Source organism: Bacillus cereus G9842, assembly GCF_000021305.1.
Taxonomy (GTDB): domain Bacteria; phylum Bacillota; class Bacilli; order Bacillales; family Bacillaceae_G; genus Bacillus_A; species Bacillus_A thuringiensis_S.
On record NC_011772.1, the window covers coordinates 5068732 to 5091043 of the forward strand.

Below are 22312 nucleotides of genomic sequence, written 5' to 3' on the forward strand. Positions count from 1 at the left end.
TGGACAGCCTTTTCCTCTATTTCTTTACTTTTCTAACTCGCCCTCTTATTTCTCCTCTTTTTTGTGATTTCGTATGGACATTAACATATACGTTTGCTTGAATAATTTCTTGAAGTAAATGTACAAATGATTTCCCTTGTAAAGGTCCCTCAAAATCCTCCACATTCACTACACCAGTAATGCTTCCCTCGTTCAAGCTAATACCTTGCTCCAGTGGACCATACAAATATAAAACAACAGGACCAATTTGAGTAGACTTCCCTAAATGAATTTGACACGATGTAACCTTTTCTATATTTTTTAGTATGACTCTGTAATGCAATTTCGTTAAATCATCACTAAAAATAAACTCTGCTACCCCAAAAGCTTCTGTATTTACAGGAGGCACTTCCCTCTTACCTGTTAACCTGGCAAAGAAATGTGTTGTCATAAGGCATTCTCCTTATATAAATTTCCCAGCACTACTTCTACTACTTTATGGTTTAGACATAATCATTTATGACTTTTTCAATTTTAATTACAAAGAAAAGATTCACAAAATCTTTACATTGTAATTGTTCCTGTAGATTGAAAGTCTCTTGTATAATGCACATAGAAAAACATTATAGGAGGTTCCATTGAAAACTAACAAATACACTTTTCATACATTATTAGAGATTTTTCTCGTCTCATTTAAATTAGGACTTACTTCATTCGGCGGTCCTGTCGCTCATCTCGGCTATTTCCACCACGAATACGTGCAAAAAAGAAAATGGATGGATGAACGAAGCTATGGAGATTTAGTAGCACTATGTCAATTCCTTCCCGGTCCTGCCAGCAGTCAAGTCGGTATGGGGGTTGGATTATTACGGGGCGGGCTATTAGGAGCTATTATTTCATGGATTGGATTCACTTTACCGTCTGTGCTTGTTTTGGTTTTCTTCGCCTCATTCCTTAATCAGTTCGATCTTGGAAGTGCTGGCTGGATTCATGGACTAAAACTTGTAGCAGTCGCTATTGTCGCTCATGCCATATGGGGAATGGCGCGGAAGTTAACTCCAGATCGAAATCGTGCAACGATTGCGATTGTAACTGCCGCAATCGCCTTATTATGGCCAAGTAGTTGGACACAAGTCACCCTCATCATAATATGTGGCTTTATCGGCTGGTTGTTATATCGCAACCAACCAATTAGCCAATCTCAACATATAAAAGTACCTATTTCAAAAAAGATAGCAGTTTCTTGTCTCGTCTTATTCTTTGGACTATTACTACTGCTACCAATATTAAGACCGTTCTCTTATTACATCGCTTTATTTGATAGTTTCTATCGCTCTGGCGCACTTGTATTTGGAGGAGGACATGTCGTGCTGCCTCTTCTTGAAGGTGAGTTCGTACAAAACGGAATGATGACGAAAGAACAGTTCCTAGCTGGATACGGATTAACACAAGCAGTACCAGGACCACTGTTTACATTCGCCTCTTATATAGGAGCAGTGTTAAACGGGACGCTTGGGGCATTACTCGCAACAATTGCAATTTTCTTCCCTGCTTTCTTACTCGTTATTGGTGTTTTACCATTTTGGAACAGCGTGAGAAAAATATCATTCATACAAGGCGCACTACTTGGAGTCAATGCAGCTGTTGTCGGTATTTTACTAGCAGCTTTTTATGATCCTATTTGGACAAGCACAATTATGAACTCTGTAGATTTTGTTTTTGCATCTCTTCTATTTTGCTTGCTCGCTTTTTGGAAAACACCACCTTGGGTTATCGTTATACTCGGGGCATTTGGCGGATGTGCTCTATCCATTTTATAAATAAAAAACGACGGCATGATGTAGCCGTCGTTTTTCTATTAAAACTTCACAAGCTCTATTCCTTCTGGTAATTCGCTCTCTGTTAAAATACGCAATTCCTTCACACGATCCATTACGTAAGAAGAACGCTTCACAAGCTCTGGATCAATATAAGCTGGATGAACCATAATTTCTACCGTTTGTTCACCTTGTACTCTTTCTTTTAACTTCACAAAGTAATCTTCCGTCACACCATCCGCATAAAAGTCACTGTAAAACACATCAGAAAATGGGCGCACCGCTCTATCTTCCTCACAACGACGAATCGGAACATTATATGTAGCCGCTAATCTCTCAAGAACATCATGTAAAATCGGTAAACCATGCACATGATGATGACTATCTAAATGAGTTGGTGTTAATCCGTAAGATAGGAATTTCTCAATTTGAGCAGTCCACTCTCTCTCAACTTCTTCTGGATTTATATTTCCTTCCCTTACGACACCTTGTTTATGAAACAATCCATCGCTACTTACAAGTGATGGTACGTCTCCAAGAAGTGGTTCTCCTGCCGTTAATACAAGATGTACTCCTACTCCTAGCGTTTCATACTCTTTGGCTAAGCGTACCGCATGCTCTGTTCCTGGCATATTCATCATCATCGTCGTTGAATTTACAAGTCCGTTTATATGCCCATCAATAATGCCGCAATTTGTACCTTCTGTAAGACCGAAATCATCTGCGTTTACAATTAACTTAATCATCGTAATACCTCCTAATAAAGTGAAACTTTAATCAGTGGGGGGTTTTCTCCCCCCCCCACTGATTATTAGTTGAACCAATCGGACTTTTATGGGCAGTTGATCCCCCACCTAATTTCTTTGTTTTCGCTGAATTTTGAGGTAGTGGTCTTACTGCCCATTAAAGTGGGATAGAATAAAAAAAGCGGGCTAAATAGCGCCGCTTTTACTTCTCTACCTTTTTGAAGAACTGCGGAAGATATTCTTTATGTGCTTCCAACATTTCATCTAAAATTTGTCTTGCAACTGTATCTGATGGTACAAGTGGATTAATTGTCATAGCAAGCAGCGCTTTATGATAATCACCTGTAACAGCAGCTTCAATTGTTGTGCGCTCAAATGATTTAATTTGCTGTACTAAACCGCGAACTGGTACTGGAAGATCTCCGACCGCAATTGGTTTTGGACCTTCTTTCGTAATAATACAGTTCACTTCAACAGCAGAATCATCTGGTAAGCTTGCAATTGTTCCGTTGTTTCGTGTATTAACAGGCTGGATATCACCTTTATTGTTGTAAATAGACGTAATTAAGCTACATGCTGCGTCACTATAATAAGCGCCGCCACGTTTTTCTAATTGTGGTGGTTTAATATCTAAATTCGGGTCTTTATATAACTCAAATAAATCATTTTCTAATTGTTTTACTACTTCTGCACGTGTACCTTTTTCAACAGAAGCTTCTTTTTCTTCTTCTAACATTTCACGTGTTTTGTAGTAATAACGATGATATGGACATGGAATTGCACGAAGGCCGCGAATAAAGTCTGGTTCCCAGTTAAGCGCTGCGATATTTTCCATCGTAATTTGCTTTTCCGGATCTGTTACAAGCTCTAACACACGATCCATTACACTTACGCCATCTAAGTATACATCTAGTCCGTATACCATATGATTTAAACCTGCAAAATCAACGTGGACACGACTTGCATCTACTTCAAGTAATCTTGCAAGACCCATGCGGATTCCGATTGGAACGTTACATAGACCAACTACTCTTTGAATATTTGTATAACGAAGGACAGCTTCTGTTACCATACCAGCTGGGTTCGCAAAGTTAATTAGCCATGCATTCGGACAAAGCTCCTCCATATCTTTACAAATATCTAAAATAACAGGAATCGTTCTCAGTGCTTTGAATAAACCACCAGGACCATTCGTTTCCTGACCGATTACATCATATTTTAATGGGATTGCTTCATCTTTTGCACGTGCTTCTAATAAACCAACGCGAAGTTGTGTTGTTACGAAGTCTGCATCTTTTAATGCCTCACGGCGATCAAGTGTTAAATGTACCTCGATTGGTAAACCAGATTTTTTCACCATACGTTTCGCTAAGTTACCAACAATTTCTAACTTTTCTTTTCCTGCCTCAATATCTACTAACCAAATTTCACGAACAGGAAGCTCATCATAACGTTTAATAAATCCTTCAATTAACTCTGGTGTATAACTAGATCCACCGCCGATTGTAGCAATTTTAATTCCAGTCATGCTTTATTCCCCTTTCGCTTCAAGCTTTTTATAAAGATCGATAAACTCTGCTGCTAATTCTTTCACTGTAATCGCATTCATTAAATGATCTTGTGCGTGAATTAAAAGAACACTAACCTCTGTTTTTTCTCCTCTTGCTTCTGATTGTATGAGCTCTGTTTGGAAATGATGCGCTTCATTAATCGCTTCTTTCGCCTTTACCATCGCTTCATCTGCTTCTACCATTTTCCCCTGTTTGGCAAATTGAAGTGCCTCCATCGCAAAGCTTCGTGCGTTACCACTATTTAAAATCAATTGGAATGGAATTTGTTCTGCTGTAGTCATCATAATTACCGCCCTCTCTATAAGGTTCAACCGATTTAAATACCCCTTCAGTTTGAACATGTCTATTAAAGTATGAATTTATTAATGATAGTTTAGTGTTCATATAGATGTTTTTCATCTTTTTGAACATGATATAAAGGTAATTGTTCTCACAGGTATCGTTGTCTATGAGAACAATTACTATGTTACATAGGTACAGAGTTGTTATTTTCTTGTGCTGCTTTCTCAGTACGGATAACTGAACGATCGCATGCGACAACGAATGGGAAGTAAATCGCCATTGCAACAACAAAGTTGAATAATTGTAAAATCGCACCAGAAGGATGTAAACCTGTTACAAGATACCCACTAATAATTGGTGGAACGTTCCATGGAACCATCGCTACTGTTTTTGGTACCCATCCTAAGTAAATTGCTGTATAAGATGTAATAACTAACACAACAGGTGTTAATACGAACGGGATGAATAAAATTGGATTTAATACGATTGGTGTACCAAAGATTACTGGTTCGTTAATGTTAAATGCACCAGGTCCAATTGATAGACGAGATACACCGCGTAATTGTGCACTTTTCGCTACAATTAATACAACTACTAAAAACGCTAATGTTGCACCAGAACCACCAAGATATACGAAAGTATCAAAGAATGGTTTTGTAATAATGTTTGGAACATCAAATGCAGATGTACCATCTTGGAATAACTTAATATTTTTCTCTAATGCTGGTAAATAAAGTGGCTCAATAATACCACCAACAATATTTGGACCATGTAAACCGAAGAACCAAAGTACATGTACTAATAACGCAATAAAGATTGCACTTGGTAACGTACCCGCTAAACCTTGTAATGGAACTTGTAATGTATTAAAGATATACTCATGAACACTTGTACCTGCTAGTTTTACTGCTAATTGAATACTTGCAATACCTGTTAAAATCACAAATGCTGGAACTAAAGCAGCGAAAGATTTCATTACTGCTGGTGGTACACCGTCAGGCATTTTAATTGTAATGTTTCTTTGAACAAAGAAGCGGAATATCTCCGTTACGAGTATGGAGACAATAAGTGAAACGAACAAACCCTGTGCGCCTGTCCAAAGCATATTTATTCCAGCTTCTTTTGGTGTTGTTGGTGTAAGAATAATTAATGCACCAAACGAAATAATACCTGCTGACAATCCATCAACACCGTAAGATTTTGCTAAGTTATAACTTATGGTAACCGCCACCATCAGAGCTAATACCCCGAAGGACCCTGTCCACATACCAGCACCAATTTGTGTCCAAGTTTCACCGAATAAATCTTTCATAAAATTTTGGAATGCTGGAATCGGTAAACCATTAACTAGTACTGCCATCGAACCAACTAAAATAAGTGGCATAACTGCAATAAATCCATCTCGGATCGCAGCTAAGTGACGTTGCGATCCGATTTTACCAGCAATCGGAACCATGTACTTCTCCATAAATGCAATAAACTTTTGCATTTTACTTCCCCCCTAATTATTTTTTAAGTGTTAATGCGTGATCTAAAACTGCTTCTCCATTCATCATGCCGTAGTGCATTGGATTGATAACGTCGATTCCAACGTTTCTCTCGTCAGCAAGCGTTTTCATTGAAGAAAGCATGTAACGAACTTGTGGTCCTAGTAATAATACATCTGCTTGATCGATATTTGTTTTTACTGCATCCCCAGATACAGCCCAAATCTTTCCTTCTAGACCGCGAGCTTTTGCGGCCGCTTCCATTTTTGTAACTAGTAAACTTGTAGACATCCCTGCTGAGCAACATAATAAAATATTCATTTGAAAATCCCCCTTGTGTAGTATAAAAAATTTATGTTTTATTTATTTTTCTTTACGCTATTTATTAATGCAATTAGCGTGCCAACTTTTTAAAACCACTAAAATCAGCACTTTTTCGACTGTTTTCTTTGTGTGTTAACGCTTTCAATTAGTGTGTTACTCAAAAAACACACAGTGTGTTATAAAACAACACGCTTTTAACACATAACTGTATGAAAATAGATTAGTGTTTAGTTGTCTAGTTATGCTTAACATAAAAAAACACTAAAAAATCTTTCATCGTAGAATCTAGTAAAAAAACAACATGCTCTTGAACACACTCTTCTATCTATTGTCCAAGCAAATTCTACTAGATTACATAGAATAGAGTAAAATAACACAATTCGAAAGGAGATTCCTATGCCAAAACATAGAAAACAAAGCAAAATAAAGATTTATAGAATAAAAAGCTATAAAAAAGACAAGCGTTCTGAAGTAGACTCTGACAAATTTGAACTAGAACAGCAGGACAAGCACGATACACAAGACAAACAAGATAAACAGGATAAACAAGTACAATCAGAAAATGTAATTATAGTACCCACAGATTCACACAACTTAGATGTGTGGGATGAAATTTCTCTAAAGGAAATACAAGCTGGTGAACATACAAATTTATTTAAAGAAAAGAGTAATTATCAAAATATTAATTTAGTCCAAGTAAACGATATTCGCTTATACTTGGACAAGCAACTACAATTCAGCTCCGTCGATGAGCAAATTTATCATGAAGCACTTGTACATCCAATTATGTCAAAAGTAATTGATCCAAAACGTGTTCTCATATTAGGCGGTGGCGATGGTCTTGCCCTGCGAGAAGTTTTAAAATATGAAACTGTACTACATGTAGACCTTGTTGACTTAGATGGATCGATGATTGATATGGCTCGTAATGTTCCAGAATTAGTTTCTTTAAACAAAAGTGCATTTTTTGATAATCGTGTAAATACACACGTATGCGATGCAAAAGAGTTTTTAAGCTCTCCTTCCTCTTTATACGATGTAATCATTATTGATTTCCCAGACCCAGCGACAGAGTTGTTAAGTACTTTATATACAAGCGAACTTTTTGCTCGTATAGCTACATTCTTAACAGAAGATGGCGCATTCGTCTGCCAATCTAATTCACCTGCTGATGCACCTCTAGTATACTGGAGCATCGGTAATACAATTGAACATGCTGGACTAACTGTGAAAAGTTATCATACAATCGTTCCTTCTTTTGGAACTGACTGGGGATTTCATATCGCTGCTAATTCTGCCTATGTACTAGATCAAATTGAACAATTATATGTAGTACCAACTCCTCGAACCTTGCCTGCTCTTCTTTTTCCTTTATTTCAATTTAAAGAAGAACATCTAGAACAACGCAACCTCGCTCTTTTAAATTCAGAATCGAACCTTATCCTACATCAATGCTACAAACAGGAAATGAAGTTTTGACGATATTATAGTAAGGAGTGTTGCCTATGGAATATTCTACTTTTGGCAAGCATATAATAGTAGATTTATGGGGAGTAGATTTTTCTCTACTAGATGATACGCACTTTTTAGAATATCATTTAGTTACAGCTGCAGATTGCTCTGGTGCCCATGTTTTAAACGTAAGTAAAAAAGAATTCCAGCCATATGGTGTTACTGTATTAGTGTTATTATCAGAAAGCCATCTTTCCATTCACACTTACCCGGAACAAAATTTTGCAGCTATTGACTGTTATACTTGCGGTACAACCGTTGAACCACAAATTGCGATTGATTATATCGTAAATATATTAAAACCGGAGCGGATGCATATAAAAAGATTAATTCGTGGTATAGGAGAAATTGTTACTGCCGATTAATTATAACTCTTACTCATCCGGAAAAAGGAGGATTGTAAATACCATCAGTGGGATGAACATTCCACTGATGGTACAGGCATATACATAAAGTGAAACTTTAATTAGTGGGGGTTTTGTTCATCTCCCACTAATTATTAGTTGAACCAATCGGGCCTTTACGGACAGTTAAGCTCCCTCCTAACTTCCTTGCTCCAGCCACATTTTGAGGTGGGAGTTTTACTGCCCGTTAATGCGGGATAAAAAAACCTTGCATAAGCAAGGTTCATTCATCCACCGACATCTTCCTATATAACTCTACAAACTCACTCGCTAATTCTTTCACTGTAATTGCATTCATTAAATGATCTTGCGCGTGTACCATTAAAAGAGTAACTTCGGTCTTTTCGCCACCAGCCTCTTTCTGTATAAGCTCCGTTTGTACACGGTGCGCCTCTTTTAATTCCTCTAGCGCTTCTTGTAATTTAGCTTCTGCTTCTGTAAACTCCCCACGCTTCGCACAATCAATTGCTTCCATTGAACAACTTCTCGCGTTTCCTCCATGCAAAATTAAATGAAAAGCTTTCGTCTCTATCGTATCCATTTTACTTCTTTACTCCCCCTTTTCTTCTGCTACTTTTTGTTTATCCCATATTTTTAAGAACGGTAAATAAATGAAAAATGCAAGCGCAAAGTTGACGAGTTGTAAAACAACACCTGAAATTTTCCCACCCGATCCTAAATATCCACTGAAAAGAATAGGTGTCGTCCAAGGTACAGCCGCCCCACTCGGACGTGCGACCCATCCCCATTCCATTGCAAAGTAAGAAACAATTGTTAACACAACTGGAACCAATATAAATGGAATTAATAAAATTGGGTTCATTACAATTGGCATACCAAAAGTTACCATCTCATTAATATTAAATATACCAGGCGCGATTGACAATCTCCCTAAACTTTTTAATTGTTGACTTCGTGCAAATAGTAACATTCCGACAACTAGAGCCAGCGTTGCACCAGAACCGCCCATATAAATCCATAAGTCAAAAAACTGTGCCGTAATGGTATTTGGTACATCTTGCCCAGCTTGAAAAGCAACTCGATTTTGATCCATTAAAGACAACCAAACAGGGCTCATTACACCACCAACAATAGTAGCACCATGAATTCCACACGACCAAAGAACATGAACGAGAATAACTGCTATTATTGCGCCCCAAAGACTAGCACCAAGTACACTAAGTGGTTCCTGTAAAATTTGTCCTACAATATTATGGATACTGCCAAAAGAAGTATTTTCTATAATTAAGCGTAAAATCCAAATAACTGTTACAACAATAAAACCTGGAACAAGTGCCGCAAATGAACGCGTGACAGCTGGTGGAACTGTCTCTGGCATCCTTATAATTATCTTTTTTTGTACAATAAACCGATAAAGTTCAGTAGATATAAGTGCAATAATCATTGCTACAAATAACCCTTGGCTTCCCATTAATGCAGCTGGGATAGCGCCTTCTACAAGTACACTCTCTTTTGTACTTGGTATAATATATGCAACTTGAAATGGAGTCGCAAGTAAAAACGTCACAAGCGACAATGCCCCGGATGCTAAAGCATCCACTTTATAATACTCTCCAAGCCTGTAAGCGATTCCAAAAACAGCTATTAAAGCCATTATATTAAAAGTTGCACTAACTGGATACCCTAAAGCTCTCTGCCAATTCTCACCAAACAAACCTGCCATAAACTCGTTATATCCCGGTATCGGCAGTGCACTAATAATGAGGAAAAACGATCCAATAATTAAGAAAGGCATCGTTAAAATAATTCCATCTCGAATTGCTTGTAAATGCCTCTGCTCTGCAACCTTCCCTGCCACCGGCATCACATACTTCTCTAAAAATCGTATCATCTATCCCACTCTCCTCATGGTTTCATTGACAAAGCTGCTTGCAAGATAGCTTCTCCATTACAAAGTCCGTAATGGACGGATTGAATAACATCAACAGGTACCCCTTTCTCCTTACATAATTCTTTCATTTTCGGTAATAAATAACGTACTTGCGGTCCAAGTAAAAGGACATCAGCTTTATCAATATGACTATTCACTTCAGAACCTGATACTGCCCAGATTTTCACTTCTATCCCTCTTGCCTCTGCTGCTTTCTCCATCTTTGTAACAATCAAACTGGAAGACATTCCCGCTGCACAGCAAAGCAAAATATTCATTCCGCTTCCCTCCCCTTTTTTCTAAACCTAAGTTATGGTGCATCCCTTGCCACCACTAGGTTACAAATATATATGTCTAGATTTCCTGCTGTATGCCGAGCTTAAAAACAAAAATTTCTTGGTTTTCACGCTATTCCATTTATCCGTATTCTCCTAGTAAAGAGGACTCTAACTCGCTATAATGATTCAGTATGATTTTTTAATTGATAGGAGGATATATTTATGAAGGCATATCGCTTTCCACTTATTTTATTATCTTCTATCCTAATTGGTGGTTTCATTGGTTATTTCATGGGTGCCGATGCAGTTGCTTTAAAGCCGCTTGGTGATATTTTCTTAAACTTAATGTTTACGATTGTTGTACCTCTAGTGTTCTTTAGCATCGCATCGTCTATTGCTAATATGGATGGATTAAAACGTTTCGGTAAAATTATGTCTAGTATGGCTGGGACTTTCTTATTTACAAGTATTTTAGCTGCTATTTTTATGATTATTGTCGTGAAAGTATTCCCGCCAGCACAAGGTGTTGTACTAGAACTAACACAACCTGACAAAGCCGGCAAAGCTGTTAGTGTTGCAGATCAAATCGTCGGTATTTTAACAGTATCTGACTTCTCGAAGTTACTATCTCGTGAAAATATGTTAGCTCTTATTTTCTTCTCTATCTTAATGGGGATTGCAACTTCAGCAGTTGGCGAAAAAGGAAAGCCATTCGCTACATTCCTACAAGCTGGTGCAGAAATTTCAATGAAAGTTGTATCTTTCATTATGTACTACGCTCCAATCGGACTTGCTGCTTACTTCGCAGCATTAGTTGGTGAATTCGGACCACAACTTCTTGGAACTTACTTCCGAGCAGCAATGGTATACTATCCAGCTTCTCTTATCTACTTCTTTGTATTCTTCACGTTCTATGCATACCTTGCAGGTCGCAAACAAGGTGTACAAGTATTTTGGAAGAACATGGTCTCTCCTACAGTTACATCACTTGCAACTTGTAGTAGTGCCGCAAGTATTCCAGCTAACTTAGAAGCAACGAAGAAAATGGGTATTTCTTCAGACGTTCGTGAAACAGTTGTCCTTCTTGGATCTACACTTCATAAAGATGGATCTGTTTTAGGCGGCGTATTAAAAATTGCTTTCTTATTCGGTATTTTCAACATGGAATTCGAAGGACCGAAAACATTAGCAATCGCACTTGTTGTTTCTTTATTAGTAGGAACAGTAATGGGTGCTATTCCAGGCGGTGGTATGATTGGTGAAATGTTAATCGTATCTCTATACGGTTTCCCGCCAGAAGCATTGCCAATTATTGCAGCAATTAGTACAATCATTGATCCACCTGCAACGATGTTAAACGTAACAGCAGATAACGCTTGTGCGGTAATGACAGCTCGCCTTGTAGAAGGTAAGAATTGGATCAAAAACAAATTTGCTTAATAGATAGAAAGAGGATGCTCGTTTAGAGCATCCTCTTTTTGTCGTTATTTGTTAATAAGTTGATATCTCCTCTCGCCACAAATTTGTTACAATCTTCACAAATATTCCACATCCATTATCCATTCTCCGTACTATAATCATGTATGGAAAAGGAGATGGAAATAATGACTCAAAGCGCACCAGAATTTAAAGTTTTGCAAAGCATTGCATTTCTCGCTGTTGTTTTGCAAAGTTCCTTATTATATACAATGAATCAAGGAAATGTCTTACTTGAGCAATCTCTCATTATGGGCATGCTATTCAACCTTGCAAAATTCTCAGCACCAGCATTCATATTTATCGTTGGATTTCACTTAATTCGGCACTATACGAAGCAATTAGTATATAAAGAATATATTTCTGAAAAAGCGACACACTTACTCATTCCTTATTTCTTTTGGTCTATTCTTTACCTATTAACAACAAACGATCTTATTACGTTACAAAGTGGAATAAAAAGTTTATTACTCGGAACAGCCGCGCCCCATCTTTGGTACGTTATTATGATGTTCCAAATTCACTTATTGTTCCCTTTACTATGCACACTTTTTTATTGGTTTCAAAAACGAACAGAAAATAAAAAAGACATATATAAATATATGACCTTTTTCGCGTGCCTATATTTTCTATTAATGTGGTTCTCTTCTCACTATATTTTTAATGGAGAAAAATTAACAAGTTCAACAATTTTACATTATACAGATCGATCATTTCTATTCTACTCATTCTATTTCGTTATGGGTGGCATTGCCGCTGTAGCACTAAAAACTTGGCGTCTATTCGTCATGAAACATATCCCGCTTATAACAATATTATTTTTCATCTTATTTTTATTCATCAATTATGAGTTGTTTAGTTTTTACGGAGCAAACTCTATTCATTTAACTGTTTCTACCTATTTAAAACCATCTATGTTTTTATATATCGTATGCGAAATTATCATACTGTATGTGTTATCTATTATGATAGTACAGCGTCGTGGTTTCTTATATAAAACGTTACGTTTCATTGGAAATTACACGTATGGTGCTTATTTAGCTCACTTATTCTTCTTGCAACTATGCACAAAGATTCTTTCTTTATTCACACTGCAAGAAAATACTATATTATATAGCCTATTACTATTTGTGTTAACGGCTATTATCTCTATTTCAACAATGGTCATTTGTAGCACAATACCATTTCATACTTGGATTACAGGGCCTTCTCCTACAACAAAGATGAAATGGACGAAGGTTGTATTCCGAAAAAATCATAAAAAACTATTCAAGCCATATATTTGATATAATGATACGCATATAAAAAGAAAGCGAGAGACACCTATGATTAATCAAGTTGGACAAATTATGCTATATGTAAATAACCAAGACGAAACAGTACAATTTTGGACAGAAAAAGTAGGGTTCCAAATCATTGCGGAAGAAAATAACGGAAACGGATTCCGCTGGATTGAAATTGCGCCGGCGAAAGAAGCAGGAACAAGCATCGTCCTTCACGATAAAGCGTTAATCGCGAAGATGCAACCTGAATTAAACTTAGGTACTCCTTCACTTATGTTCTTCTCTAATAACTTAGATCAACTGTATAAAGATCTTTCAGAGAAAAATGTCACAGTTGGACAGGTTGTAGATTTACCTACTGGTAGAGCATTCAACTTTGCTGATAATGAAAATAATTACTTTGCAGTAATGGAACGTAAATAAAAAATAAGCTATCCGAAAAAATCGGATAGCTTATTTCATTTTAAGAAACTTGTTCTGCATTCGTTTCTTTATGCTGTATATGGCTCGTGATCCAAGCAATTCCACCGACAACAACGAGATAACATAACAATATTAAAATTTGCATTTGTAATTGCGACCAATCTCCTAAAGAGATAACATCTTGTAATCCTCTAAGAGAATGGGACATTGGGAGAAACTGTCCAATTTTGCTAAGCACAGCTATGTTTAATTCTCCTGGGAAAGTACCTCCACTCGTCGCTAATTGCAGGACAAGAAGCGTTACCGCTAAGAACTTTCCAACAAGACCAAATACTGTTACTAACATAAGAATAAATGTCATGAACGTAAAGGAAATAACAATACTTGATAAAACAAAGAGTGGCACACTCGCAACTTCTAGTTTCATAACACCTAGCACAACTACATCTACGAGTAGCGCTTGAATAAGTCCAATTAAATATACCAATCCTAATTTATTAATAAAATGTACCGTTCCGCTTACCTTCATATTTTGTCTGCGGCCAAGAGGTAAAATATTCGATGCCATAATTCCGCCAACATAAAATGCAAGTGATAAGAAATATGGTGCAATGCCTGAACCGTAGTTAGGAACGTCAGAAACTGTTGACTTCACTAACTGAACTGGCTCTGAGAACATCGTATTGCGTGCATCATCATTACGGACATCCGCTATCTTCTCTGCGCCCTCTCCCAATTTCGTAGAAAGTTCTTTCGCACCATCATCAAGTTTAACAAGTCCATTTGTTAATTTACTAGCACCGTTATTCAGCTCCGTTCCACCACTCGCAAGCTGATTTACACCTTCTTGTACTGTTGTAAATCCATTTCCCCACTTCGTAAATCCATCAGCTAAATTCGATGCACCATCTGCTACCTTTTTCGTTCCAGCAGTAGCTTCATTTAACTTAACTCCGAATGTATTCATGCCTTCTTCAATCTTATGTTGACCCTCAGTAAGCTTCTTCGCTCCTTGTGTCAATTGTTGTTGGCTATTATTTAAAGTACTTGTTGCTTTAGCTAGTCCATTAGACGTAGCAACAATTTTTTGAAAAGCGGGATCTTGCTGCACTTCTGGATGATTTTTCACGTACTCTTCTAATTGTTGTTTTACACTATTAGCTGCACCATCCGCTTTTACTTGGCCTTCAGCAAGCTTCTCACTTCCACTCACCCATTCATTTGTACCAGCACTTAATTCACTAACTCCTGATTGTAACGTTTTTTCACCTTGTGCTAATAACTCCATACCACTATGAAGTGATGTCACTCCTTGACTCAGCTCATTTGCCCCCCCGGTTAAAGCAGATTGACTGGATGCAAGCTTTTCACTTCCCTCTTTCAATTTCGATGTCCCATCACTTAAACGATCAATACCATCCGCAAGCTGATTCGCTCCATTTTTTGCATCGGTCGTTCCTTCATGTAACTTCTCAGCCCCATTACTTGCATCACTCAATCCTTGTGCCAAATCTTGAAACTTTGAAAAGACACCCTCTGTATAAGATTTCGTAATACTATTTGAGATTTTTGTTTTCATATTTTCAACAGCTGTCGTTCCAATTTGAGCTGCTACAAAGTTTTTACCTGGATTTACTTTGTACTGTAACTTTGCTGGCTCTGGTTTCTCATCCATAAGTGTACTTACCTTTTTAGAGAAATTCTCTGGAATCGTAACAACCATATAATATTTATCTTCTTTTAACCCTTCATCAGCATTTTTTTCTGATACGAAATGAAAAGCCAGTTCCTTATTCTCTTTTAAATTTTTAACAAAATCGTCTCCTGCATGAATTGTTTTTTCATCCATCACAGCACCCTTATCTAAATTCACAACTGCAACAGGTAATTTATCTAATTTTCCGTACGGATCCCAATATCCAGCCAAGAAGAATCCTGAATAAATTAACGGAACGATTAATAAAAAAATTAAAGCGATACGTCCATGTTTATGGTGCCACATCGCTTTCCAATCTTTAAATATAAGTTGAATTCCTTTCATGAAACATACTCCTTCTCCTAATTTCACACCATTACAATGGTTTAACAGATTTACTATACACGTCACTTTCCATACTGTATAATACATCTTTAATTATCAATTCATTCCTTTTGGTCTATAGAAAGGAGATTCGAAATGGAACTGCTCCAGTTAAAATACTTTCAGACAGTTGCACGACTAGAACATATGACAAAGGCAGCTGAAGAATTGCATATCGCGCAACCTTCACTCAGCAAAACAATCGCTAGACTCGAAAAGGATTTAGGCGTCCCTTTATTTGATCGCCAAGGCCGACAGATTACTTTAAATTCTTTCGGAAAAGTATTTTTAAAACGGGTAGAACGTATTTTTCATGAATTAAGTGAAGGGGAACGAGAAATTAAAGATTTAGCCGAATTACAACAAGGCTCTATTACAATGGCCGTTTCTATTCCAAGAATATTACCAGAACTACTAGGTTCTTTTTTACGAGAACATCCTAATGTTCGATTCCAGCAATTTCTTGCGTCTACTCCTTCTATGAAACGACAACTGGAAAATATGGAAATTGACTTTTGTCTTTCCTCTGTACCAGTTGAAGGAGAAGAAATTGTTTGGGAACCACTTATTACAGAAGAAATTTTCTTAGTCGTTCCTTCAGGCCATCGGTTATCAAACCGCGAAAGTATCCACCTGCATGAAGTAAAAGACGAACCGTTTATTAGTATGAATACTGGCTATGGATTTCGGCACTTAACGGATGAATTTTGTAAAGAAGCTGGTTTCACTCCGCATATTGCTTTTGAAGTAGATGAACCGACAGTGATTAGCGACCTCATTAAGCAAGGTCTCGGCATCGCTTTTGTTCCAAATTTAACTTTATTAAAAAACTCTACTTTAGCAGCAAACAAGTTGCGTATTATTGAACCCGCTTGTAAGCGAACCATCGGATTAAGTTGGTCAAAAAAGCGATACTTATCAAAAACAGCTCAGCAATTCCGTGAATTCGTGATTGACTACTTCTCTAATATTAGGACGCAAAATTATATCAACCAATAAAAGGTGCCACCCTCATATGGTGGCACCTTTTATTGGTCACTCTTTTTTAATTCCATTTCAGCTAAAAGTGGTAGTACATTATCAAAAATATGCGTATTATTATTTTCACCTGTTACATATCCACCATAATATCTACTAAATACGTTGTCATTTCGGAATGTGGACATATGATCATACAATTCCTTCGCAAACTTTGTATCACCTGTTTGTAGTACGTACAAAATCGTTAGTCCATACGCGGCTGGCGATTCATAATTCACAGTTTGTTTTCTCGTTTCTAAATTGTAACGACCGTATAGCTTTCCATCCTCCTGGAATCTCTTCTTTATAAATTCCAAATAAGCAGCTGATGAAAGACCACCTAAACTTCGATGATATGCAACGTATGATTGGTCAATAAGATTCACTTCTTTATCGTACTTAAATGTACCATCTTCTTTATATTCTTTTGGGAATGCCCAGCCATGCCTTGGATAATCCGCTAAAAATTGAACAATTTCCTGATATTGCTGAGCAGAAACTTTACCGTACTTCTTCATATAAGAGAATGCACGCGGATTTATGTATGATGTTGTTACAAAATTATTTTGTTTCCCTGCATCTGCATCATAATAATCAACATAATAATTATCTTTTTTATTATAACGAAGTACAGCATCACTTAATTGATCGGCAAGGTTTTTATAACGCTCTTCCTTATACATTTCATAAGCACGATATAATTGTTCTATAATACGAAGATCATCTATAAGTGCATTTGTAGCTGACTGCCTCTCTCCCTTTTCAGAGAGTTTCCATAAAATGATATGATTCTTATATACGAAATTATCTTGAATAACCTTTACTTGCTCATCAAATAACGCCTGGTCATCTTTATCAAGTGTATATTGTAACCATAATCCCGCCGATTCTGATAAAGCTTCACGTCCCTTCGCTTCACCCGTACCTGCCTTAGTATCTACTAAACGATACGTGGCAAGCGTTCCATTTTCATTCACCATATGTCTTAAAATAAAATTTTCTGTACGGTTTCCTTGTAAAGCTGACCAAAATACAATTCCACCTAGAGCGATTAAGAAGATAACTCCAATCCCTATATATAAACGTTTCCGCAATCTTTTCACCTCCCTAGTAAGGCTAACCTTAATTTTATCAGAACATACATAAATTTAAAAAAGACAATCTATTAGATTGTCTCCCCCATTTCTATCCCCCACAAACCTCTTTAGAAGGTTTATATAGCGATTGTACAAGTCGATCATATTCACGACGTGTAATTTCTTTATTATATAGCTTCAATAATAAATCTCTATGCTCTTTTGAAAATGCCATCTTTTTAATGACTTCAGGATACATAAAACACCCTCTCCATTTCACATAAACTTCTTTTTCGAAAACAGAACTTATGTTCGCATAAAAGATTATAAAAGATTCCTGCGCAAAAAACAAACAAAATATAAGCAACTACTTATTTCTTTCTATTCAAAATATTACAACATTATATTATCATATTCACTTTTTAAATACATATATATTTTTGGTAGTTTTTTTGAATAAATCTTCCAATTCAATCAGAAAATAATGGCAAAAAAGAAGAGGAGTTTACATATGGATACGGTAACATTAGCAAGAGCATTTTTTGGTTCTTCATTAGCATTCCACATTATCTTTGCAACACTTGGCGTTGGACTTTCATTGATGATTTTTATAAGCGAAATACTCTATCACTGGAAGAAAGACTCCGACTATGCCATTATGGCGAAAAGATGGACAAAGGCGTTTGCTATTCTTCTCGGTGTAGCAATTCCAACTGGAACAATTGTCGGTGTGCAAATCTCACTTCTTTGGCCTGGTTTTGCCAAAATTGTTGGGCAAGTTATTTCTGTTCCCTTCCAAATTGAGATTTTTGCCTTCTTTTTGGAGGCTTTATTCATGTCGATTTACGTATATGCAGCCGATAAACTTCCTCCATTTATGAGATTAATCTCGCTATTTTTCGTCATGCTTGGTGCCACGGCATCCGCCGTTCTTATTACATCAGCAAATACATGGATGAATACACCAGCAGGATTTTCAATGAATCCAGATGGATCTGTTTTTAACGTTGATCCTTGGAAAGCTTTCTTTAATCCGAGTTTTGGCACAAGTGCATTCCATGTCGTTATTACGGCTTATGCAACTGGTGCGGCTGTCATTGCTTCTATCGCTGGATTTAAATTATTGAAGAAAAATTTAAGTACACGTGAAATTGCTTATCATAAAAAGGGGCTACTATTAGGGCTTGTCGTGACATTTATTACAGGCGCTACGATGTGGCTTTCAGGGCACGAATCGGCAATCGCCCTACATAAACACTCACCTGAAAAACTTGCATCTGCTGAAGCTTTATTTGAAACGACATCACACGCACCGCTATCCATTGGCGGGATTGTGGATCCTAATACGCTTGAACTAAACTATGCACTTGAAATTCCAAACATGCTTAGCTTATTAGTGGGACTAGACCCTAGCACTGTCGTAAAAGGTCTAAATGAATTCCCACAAGAAACATGGCCACCATTTTATACACATACACTGTTCAACTTAATGGTCGGCACTGCTGCGTTTACCTTTGCAGTTGCAGCAATTGCTCTCTTATATTGGTACTTCGTTTACCGAAAAAAGGGGACAGAACTACCGAAGTGGCTACTTTGGGGGGCTGCCGCATGCGGACCAATTATGATGCTCGGTATTGAATTCGGATGGATTTTCAGTTGTAGCGGTCGTCAGCCATGGACAATTTATGGTATGCAACGTACAGTCGATGCTTCTACTCGCGCTGATTTCGTCGGTCCTTTATTTGTTTTATTCATCATTTTATATATTGGACTCGCTATTTTAACAGTCTTTGTTCTACGGACATTCTTTAGAAGACATCCATTAAAGAATGATTTACAACACCAAGGAGGCGATTCTCGTGCATGAGGAAAGTATTGCAATCATCATCTTATGGGCCCTTATTTTCGTATACAGTATATTAGGGTCCATCGATTTTGGAGCTGGTTTTTGGGGCATGGTATACGCAAAACATCCAACGCTCGCTGCCAAACTTGCCAATCGGTACTTATCACCAACTTGGGAAGTAACAAATACGTTTCTCGTTTTCGTCGTTGTCGCATTTCTCGGCTTCTTTCCGAAAGCGGCCTTTACTCTTGCAACCGTTATGTTCGTACCAGTTATGTTAATTTTAGTACTCGTTGCAGTACGTAGTACATTTATGGTATTTGCTTACTCCTTGCCAAAATATCAGTACCTTCTTCGGGTTATTTCAGGTATTACTGGTCTCTTAATTCCAGCACTATTAATTACCGTTTTACCCGTTACAGAGGGAGCGTATATTACAATGTCTGAAGGAAGAGAAGTACTCCTGTATGGAAAACTTCTTTCTAGCCCGGTTATCTATTGTTATATGCTCTTCGGACTAACGTCTGAACTATTTCTCTCCTCTCTCTTTCTTGCTGATTTTGCGAGAGAGCAAGGTTCAGAAGATGCATACAAACTTTATAGAAGGAATGCCATCATACTTGGCCCTGCAACACTTGTTACGGCGATTATCGCTCTCGTTGTAATGGATCCAGAAACACATTGGCTTATGCAAGGATTAATAAAGCAATTCCCATGGTTTACAGTTTCTATTGTTCTATTCGTTATCGGATACTCGTCCCTTTGGTGGACAAACAAGAAGTATAACACACTAGGATTCCCTCGCATTGCTGTTTTAGCTGTCGTCGCTCAATATGCATTTGCAAGCTATGCTTACGGGGTCGCGCATTTACCGTATATTATTTACCCTGACGTAACTGTATTTACAAGCTTTACAACGAAAGAAACGTTCTATGCACTGCTCATTCTATACGCAATTGGGATTGCAATTTTATTACCAGGATTTATTTTCTTCTGGAATTTATTCTTGAAGGATCGTACTTTTTTGAAGGAAAAATAATATAGCCTTGGAGTCTGTTCCAAAAGGTATTTTGGGATAGACTCCTCTTATTATATTTTGTCGTTAAGTCGATATATTTTAAAAATTTCCGATATAAATCTCATTTCCTACCTTACTGCCCAATCGATTTATAGGCTCCTATCACAATAGTTATTTCACTACTAGTGACACTTGTCCTTTAGCATGAAAAACACATATTCGCTTCATCTCGTTATACGTCTAGTTCTTCTTATTTTTTGCTGAATATACTACCAATATAAACTTGAGACAAGCTACATCTGTTTAAGGGAAAATAGAAAGGTAGGCAAAATATGAGCATTGAAATATGGATTACTATTATTGTATTCTTCTTAACAATGATTGTTATCTTTTGGCGGCCTCGAGGTTTAAATGAGGCGTGGCCAGCAGCGGTCGGCGCTGGTATTATCCTCTTTACAGGAATCGTATCAAAACCAGACGTCATAGATATTGTTAGTAAAATAGGAGGAGCCTCCATAACAATATTAGCGACCATTGTTATGGCAGTTATATTAGAAAGCTTCGGCTTCTTCCATTGGTCCGCAGCGAAACTAGCAAATTTAGCAAAAGGGTCCGGTCACCGTTTATACTGGTATATTCAATTACTATGTTTTCTTATGACTCTTTTATTTAATAACGACGGCAGTATTTTAATTACAACTCCAATTTTAATTCTTCTTCTAAAAAACCTTCAATTAAAACCACATCAACAAATTCCTTATTTATTAAGTGGCGCTTTAATCGCTACTGCGTCTAGTGCACCAATTGGTGTAAGTAATATCGTAAACTTAATTGCATTAAATATCGTTAATATGACTCTTTATATGCATACTGCTATGATGTTTGTACCTGCAACATTAGGCTTATTATTTATGTCATGGCTCATGTATACAGTTTTGAAGAAAAAACTTCCGAAAAAATTACCTGTTTCTTCATATGATATTGAAGAAATTTTTTTCACGAAAAACTTCCATCCACTAAAAGGAAATAATTCTGTTGATACGAAACAAAAACGGACAAGATTCATGTTAAAAGTATTAGGTTTTGTCTTCCTTATGCGCTGTCTTCTATTCGTTGCATCCTTCTTATCCATACCAATTGAAATCGTTGCGGTACTCGGTTCACTCGTTCTTCTCATTTGGAGATGGTACTACTTACGAACAAATCCTGTCGACATTTTGAAAAAGACACCGTGGCACATTTTAATTTTCGCCTTCTCTATGTACGTCATTATTTACGGACTCCACAACGCAGGATTAACAGCTGCACTTGTACAATGGCTCGAGCCAGTTGTGAATCAGCATCTACTCTATGCTAGCTTTGCGATGGGCGGACTTGTATCCATCCTCTCTAACGTCTTCAATAACCATCCTGCCCTTATGATTGGTACGATCACATTAACAGAAATGGGACTAGATCCAGTCACATTAAAAACAATCTATCTCGCAAACATCATTGGTAGTGACATCGGTTCACTATTACTACCAATTGGTACGCTAGCTTCACTCATTTGGATGTATATTCTGAAACAAAACAAAATTAAAGTAAAATGGAAAGACTATTTAAGTGTATCCCTTATCGTTATCCCGCTCACAACAGTCGTCACACTATTCCTCTTATTCTACTGGGTACACCTCTTCTTTGCCTTATAAAGTGAAACTTTAATCAGTGGGGGTTTTGTTCATCCCCCACTGATTATTAGCCCTAACCAATCGGGCTTTTACGGGCAGCCCGACCCCGACCTAACTTCTTTGCTTCCG

At 37.2% G+C, this 22312-nt stretch carries 22 protein-coding genes; 10 read left to right on the top strand and 12 right to left on the bottom strand.

Annotation, left to right across the window (positions count from 1 at the left end; translation table 11 throughout):
• Positions 1-16: 16 nt before the first annotated feature.
• Entirely contained in the window at positions 17-430 is a 414-nt protein-coding gene (gene exsM / locus BCG9842_RS25745; protein ID WP_000207046.1) for an exosporium regulatory protein ExsM, read from the bottom strand.
• A 187-nt stretch (positions 431-617) separates the two neighbouring features.
• On the opposite strand from exsM, the gene BCG9842_RS25750 reads away from it, so the two are divergent.
• Positions 618-1799 carry a chromate transporter gene (locus BCG9842_RS25750; protein WP_000856217.1) on the top strand — a complete coding sequence of 394 codons (1182 nt, stop codon included), beginning with the start codon at positions 618-620 and terminating at the stop codon, positions 1797-1799.
• A gap of 38 nt (positions 1800-1837) precedes the next feature.
• Here BCG9842_RS25750 and chbG read toward each other — a convergent pair whose 3' ends face one another.
• From chbG to BCG9842_RS25775, 5 genes are all read right to left on the bottom strand, one after another.
• Positions 1838-2542, bottom strand: coding sequence for a chitin disaccharide deacetylase (gene chbG / locus BCG9842_RS25755; RefSeq protein ID WP_000593447.1), 705 nt, complete (start codon positions 2540-2542; stop codon positions 1838-1840).
• A 202-nt stretch (positions 2543-2744) separates the two neighbouring features.
• On the bottom strand, positions 2745-4070 hold the full coding sequence (gene celF / locus BCG9842_RS25760) for a 6-phospho-beta-glucosidase (RefSeq protein WP_000145761.1): 1326 nt from the start codon (positions 4068-4070) through the stop codon (positions 2745-2747).
• A gap of 3 nt (positions 4071-4073) precedes the next feature.
• Positions 4074-4397 carry a PTS lactose/cellobiose transporter subunit IIA gene (locus tag BCG9842_RS25765; RefSeq protein WP_000989059.1) on the bottom strand — a complete coding sequence of 108 codons (324 nt, stop codon included), beginning with the start codon at positions 4395-4397 and terminating at the stop codon, positions 4074-4076.
• 182 nt (positions 4398-4579) lie between these two features.
• Positions 4580-5884, bottom strand: coding sequence for a PTS cellobiose transporter subunit IIC (gene celB, locus BCG9842_RS25770; protein ID WP_001168857.1), 1305 nt, complete (start codon positions 5882-5884; stop codon positions 4580-4582).
• 16 nt (positions 5885-5900) lie between these two features.
• Positions 5901-6203, bottom strand: a complete 303-nt coding sequence (locus BCG9842_RS25775; RefSeq protein ID WP_001023569.1) for a PTS sugar transporter subunit IIB — start codon at positions 6201-6203, stop codon at positions 5901-5903.
• A 399-nt stretch (positions 6204-6602) separates the two neighbouring features.
• On the opposite strand from BCG9842_RS25775, the gene BCG9842_RS25780 reads away from it, so the two are divergent.
• Both BCG9842_RS25780 and speD read left to right on the top strand, forming a co-directional pair.
• A complete protein-coding gene (locus BCG9842_RS25780; RefSeq protein WP_001123951.1) occupies positions 6603-7685 on the top strand; it encodes a polyamine aminopropyltransferase in 1083 nt (360 codons plus the stop codon).
• A gap of 26 nt (positions 7686-7711) precedes the next feature.
• Positions 7712-8083, top strand: coding sequence for an adenosylmethionine decarboxylase (speD, locus tag BCG9842_RS25785; RefSeq protein ID WP_000456838.1), 372 nt, complete (start codon positions 7712-7714; stop codon positions 8081-8083).
• Positions 8084-8345: 262 nt separating this feature from the next.
• Here speD and BCG9842_RS25790 read toward each other — a convergent pair whose 3' ends face one another.
• Genes BCG9842_RS25790 through BCG9842_RS25800 form a run of 3 tightly spaced genes read right to left on the bottom strand, consistent with a single transcriptional unit; the run spans position 8346 to position 10291 of the window.
• Positions 8346-8663 (bottom strand): PTS lactose/cellobiose transporter subunit IIA, encoded by a 318-nt coding sequence (locus BCG9842_RS25790; RefSeq protein ID WP_000379645.1) that lies wholly within the window; start codon positions 8661-8663, stop codon positions 8346-8348.
• Positions 8664-8672: 9 nt separating this feature from the next.
• Positions 8673-9974 carry a PTS cellobiose transporter subunit IIC gene (gene celB, locus BCG9842_RS25795; protein WP_000617790.1) on the bottom strand — a complete coding sequence of 434 codons (1302 nt, stop codon included), beginning with the start codon at positions 9972-9974 and terminating at the stop codon, positions 8673-8675.
• 14 nt (positions 9975-9988) lie between these two features.
• Positions 9989-10291, bottom strand: a complete 303-nt coding sequence (locus BCG9842_RS25800) for a PTS sugar transporter subunit IIB (RefSeq protein ID WP_001023546.1) — start codon at positions 10289-10291, stop codon at positions 9989-9991.
• A gap of 222 nt (positions 10292-10513) precedes the next feature.
• Here BCG9842_RS25800 and BCG9842_RS25805 point away from each other — a divergent pair, with 222 nt between their 5' ends.
• The 3 genes from BCG9842_RS25805 (at position 10514) to BCG9842_RS25815 (ending at position 13473) form a co-directional block, all read left to right on the top strand.
• A complete protein-coding gene (locus BCG9842_RS25805) occupies positions 10514-11731 on the top strand; it encodes a dicarboxylate/amino acid:cation symporter (protein WP_000649376.1) in 1218 nt (405 codons plus the stop codon).
• 164 nt (positions 11732-11895) lie between these two features.
• Complete coding sequence (locus BCG9842_RS25810) at positions 11896-13053, top strand: acyltransferase (RefSeq protein WP_000194342.1); 1158 nt, start codon at positions 11896-11898, stop codon at positions 13051-13053.
• A 39-nt stretch (positions 13054-13092) separates the two neighbouring features.
• Entirely contained in the window at positions 13093-13473 is a 381-nt protein-coding gene (locus BCG9842_RS25815) for a VOC family protein (protein WP_000610158.1), read from the top strand.
• Between the two features lie 40 nt (positions 13474-13513).
• Here BCG9842_RS25815 and BCG9842_RS25820 read toward each other — a convergent pair whose 3' ends face one another.
• Positions 13514-15514, bottom strand: coding sequence for a YhgE/Pip family protein (locus BCG9842_RS25820; RefSeq protein WP_000676323.1), 2001 nt, complete (start codon positions 15512-15514; stop codon positions 13514-13516).
• 135 nt (positions 15515-15649) lie between these two features.
• Here BCG9842_RS25820 and BCG9842_RS25825 point away from each other — a divergent pair, with 135 nt between their 5' ends.
• Positions 15650-16552 carry a LysR family transcriptional regulator gene (locus BCG9842_RS25825; protein ID WP_000421919.1) on the top strand — a complete coding sequence of 301 codons (903 nt, stop codon included), beginning with the start codon at positions 15650-15652 and terminating at the stop codon, positions 16550-16552.
• A gap of 29 nt (positions 16553-16581) precedes the next feature.
• On the opposite strand, the gene BCG9842_RS25830 is transcribed toward BCG9842_RS25825, so the two are convergent.
• Both BCG9842_RS25830 and BCG9842_RS31450 read right to left on the bottom strand, forming a co-directional pair.
• Positions 16582-17667 (bottom strand): hypothetical protein, encoded by a 1086-nt coding sequence (locus BCG9842_RS25830; RefSeq protein ID WP_001231671.1) that lies wholly within the window; start codon positions 17665-17667, stop codon positions 16582-16584.
• A 91-nt stretch (positions 17668-17758) separates the two neighbouring features.
• Positions 17759-17908, bottom strand: coding sequence for a hypothetical protein (locus tag BCG9842_RS31450; RefSeq protein ID WP_000283180.1), 150 nt, complete (start codon positions 17906-17908; stop codon positions 17759-17761).
• 252 nt (positions 17909-18160) lie between these two features.
• Between BCG9842_RS31450 and cydA the strand changes: the two genes are divergently transcribed.
• The 3 genes from cydA to BCG9842_RS25850 all read left to right on the top strand — a co-directional run bounded on the left by cydA (position 18161) and on the right by BCG9842_RS25850 (position 22204).
• On the top strand, positions 18161-19516 hold the full coding sequence (gene cydA / locus BCG9842_RS25840) for a cytochrome ubiquinol oxidase subunit I (RefSeq protein ID WP_000381974.1): 1356 nt from the start codon (positions 18161-18163) through the stop codon (positions 19514-19516).
• Complete coding sequence (locus BCG9842_RS25845) at positions 19509-20534, top strand: cytochrome d ubiquinol oxidase subunit II (protein WP_000544189.1); 1026 nt, start codon at positions 19509-19511, stop codon at positions 20532-20534. Before cydA ends, BCG9842_RS25845 begins: the two co-directional genes overlap by 8 nt.
• Positions 20535-20845: 311 nt before the next feature.
• Positions 20846-22204 (top strand): arsenic transporter, encoded by a 1359-nt coding sequence (locus BCG9842_RS25850; RefSeq protein ID WP_000021145.1) that lies wholly within the window; start codon positions 20846-20848, stop codon positions 22202-22204.
• The last annotated feature ends 108 nt before the right edge of the window (positions 22205-22312 follow it).

Bases quoted from the DNA above. Each gene is read 5' to 3' on its own strand.
- speD (WP_000456838.1), top strand. From the start codon at position 7,712: ATGGAATATTCTACTTTTGGCAAGCATATAATAGTAGATTTATGGGGA.
- BCG9842_RS25805 (WP_000649376.1), top strand. From the start codon at position 10,514: ATGAAGGCATATCGCTTTCCACTTATTTTATTATCTTCTATCCTAATT.
- BCG9842_RS25820 (WP_000676323.1), bottom strand. From the start codon at position 15,514: ATGAAAGGAATTCAACTTATATTTAAAGATTGGAAAGCGATGTGGCAC.
- celF (WP_000145761.1), bottom strand. From the start codon at position 4,070: ATGACTGGAATTAAAATTGCTACAATCGGCGGTGGATCTAGTTATACA.
- BCG9842_RS25790 (WP_000379645.1), bottom strand. From the start codon at position 8,663: ATGGATACGATAGAGACGAAAGCTTTTCATTTAATTTTGCATGGAGGA.
- BCG9842_RS25775 (WP_001023569.1), bottom strand. From the start codon at position 6,203: ATGAATATTTTATTATGTTGCTCAGCAGGGATGTCTACAAGTTTACTA.
- BCG9842_RS25810 (WP_000194342.1), top strand. From the start codon at position 11,896: ATGACTCAAAGCGCACCAGAATTTAAAGTTTTGCAAAGCATTGCATTT.
- BCG9842_RS31450 (WP_000283180.1), bottom strand. From the start codon at position 17,908: ATGTATCCTGAAGTCATTAAAAAGATGGCATTTTCAAAAGAGCATAGA.
- BCG9842_RS25780 (WP_001123951.1), top strand. From the start codon at position 6,603: ATGCCAAAACATAGAAAACAAAGCAAAATAAAGATTTATAGAATAAAA.
- chbG (WP_000593447.1), bottom strand. From the start codon at position 2,542: ATGATTAAGTTAATTGTAAACGCAGATGATTTCGGTCTTACAGAAGGT.
- celB (WP_000617790.1), bottom strand. From the start codon at position 9,974: ATGATACGATTTTTAGAGAAGTATGTGATGCCGGTGGCAGGGAAGGTT.
- BCG9842_RS25815 (WP_000610158.1), top strand. From the start codon at position 13,093: ATGATTAATCAAGTTGGACAAATTATGCTATATGTAAATAACCAAGAC.
- BCG9842_RS25765 (WP_000989059.1), bottom strand. From the start codon at position 4,397: ATGATGACTACAGCAGAACAAATTCCATTCCAATTGATTTTAAATAGT.
- exsM (WP_000207046.1), bottom strand. From the start codon at position 430: ATGACAACACATTTCTTTGCCAGGTTAACAGGTAAGAGGGAAGTGCCT.
- BCG9842_RS25850 (WP_000021145.1), top strand. From the start codon at position 20,846: ATGAGCATTGAAATATGGATTACTATTATTGTATTCTTCTTAACAATG.
- BCG9842_RS25800 (WP_001023546.1), bottom strand. From the start codon at position 10,291: ATGAATATTTTGCTTTGCTGTGCAGCGGGAATGTCTTCCAGTTTGATT.
- BCG9842_RS25825 (WP_000421919.1), top strand. From the start codon at position 15,650: ATGGAACTGCTCCAGTTAAAATACTTTCAGACAGTTGCACGACTAGAA.
- cydA (WP_000381974.1), top strand. From the start codon at position 18,161: ATGGATACGGTAACATTAGCAAGAGCATTTTTTGGTTCTTCATTAGCA.
- celB (WP_001168857.1), bottom strand. From the start codon at position 5,884: ATGCAAAAGTTTATTGCATTTATGGAGAAGTACATGGTTCCGATTGCT.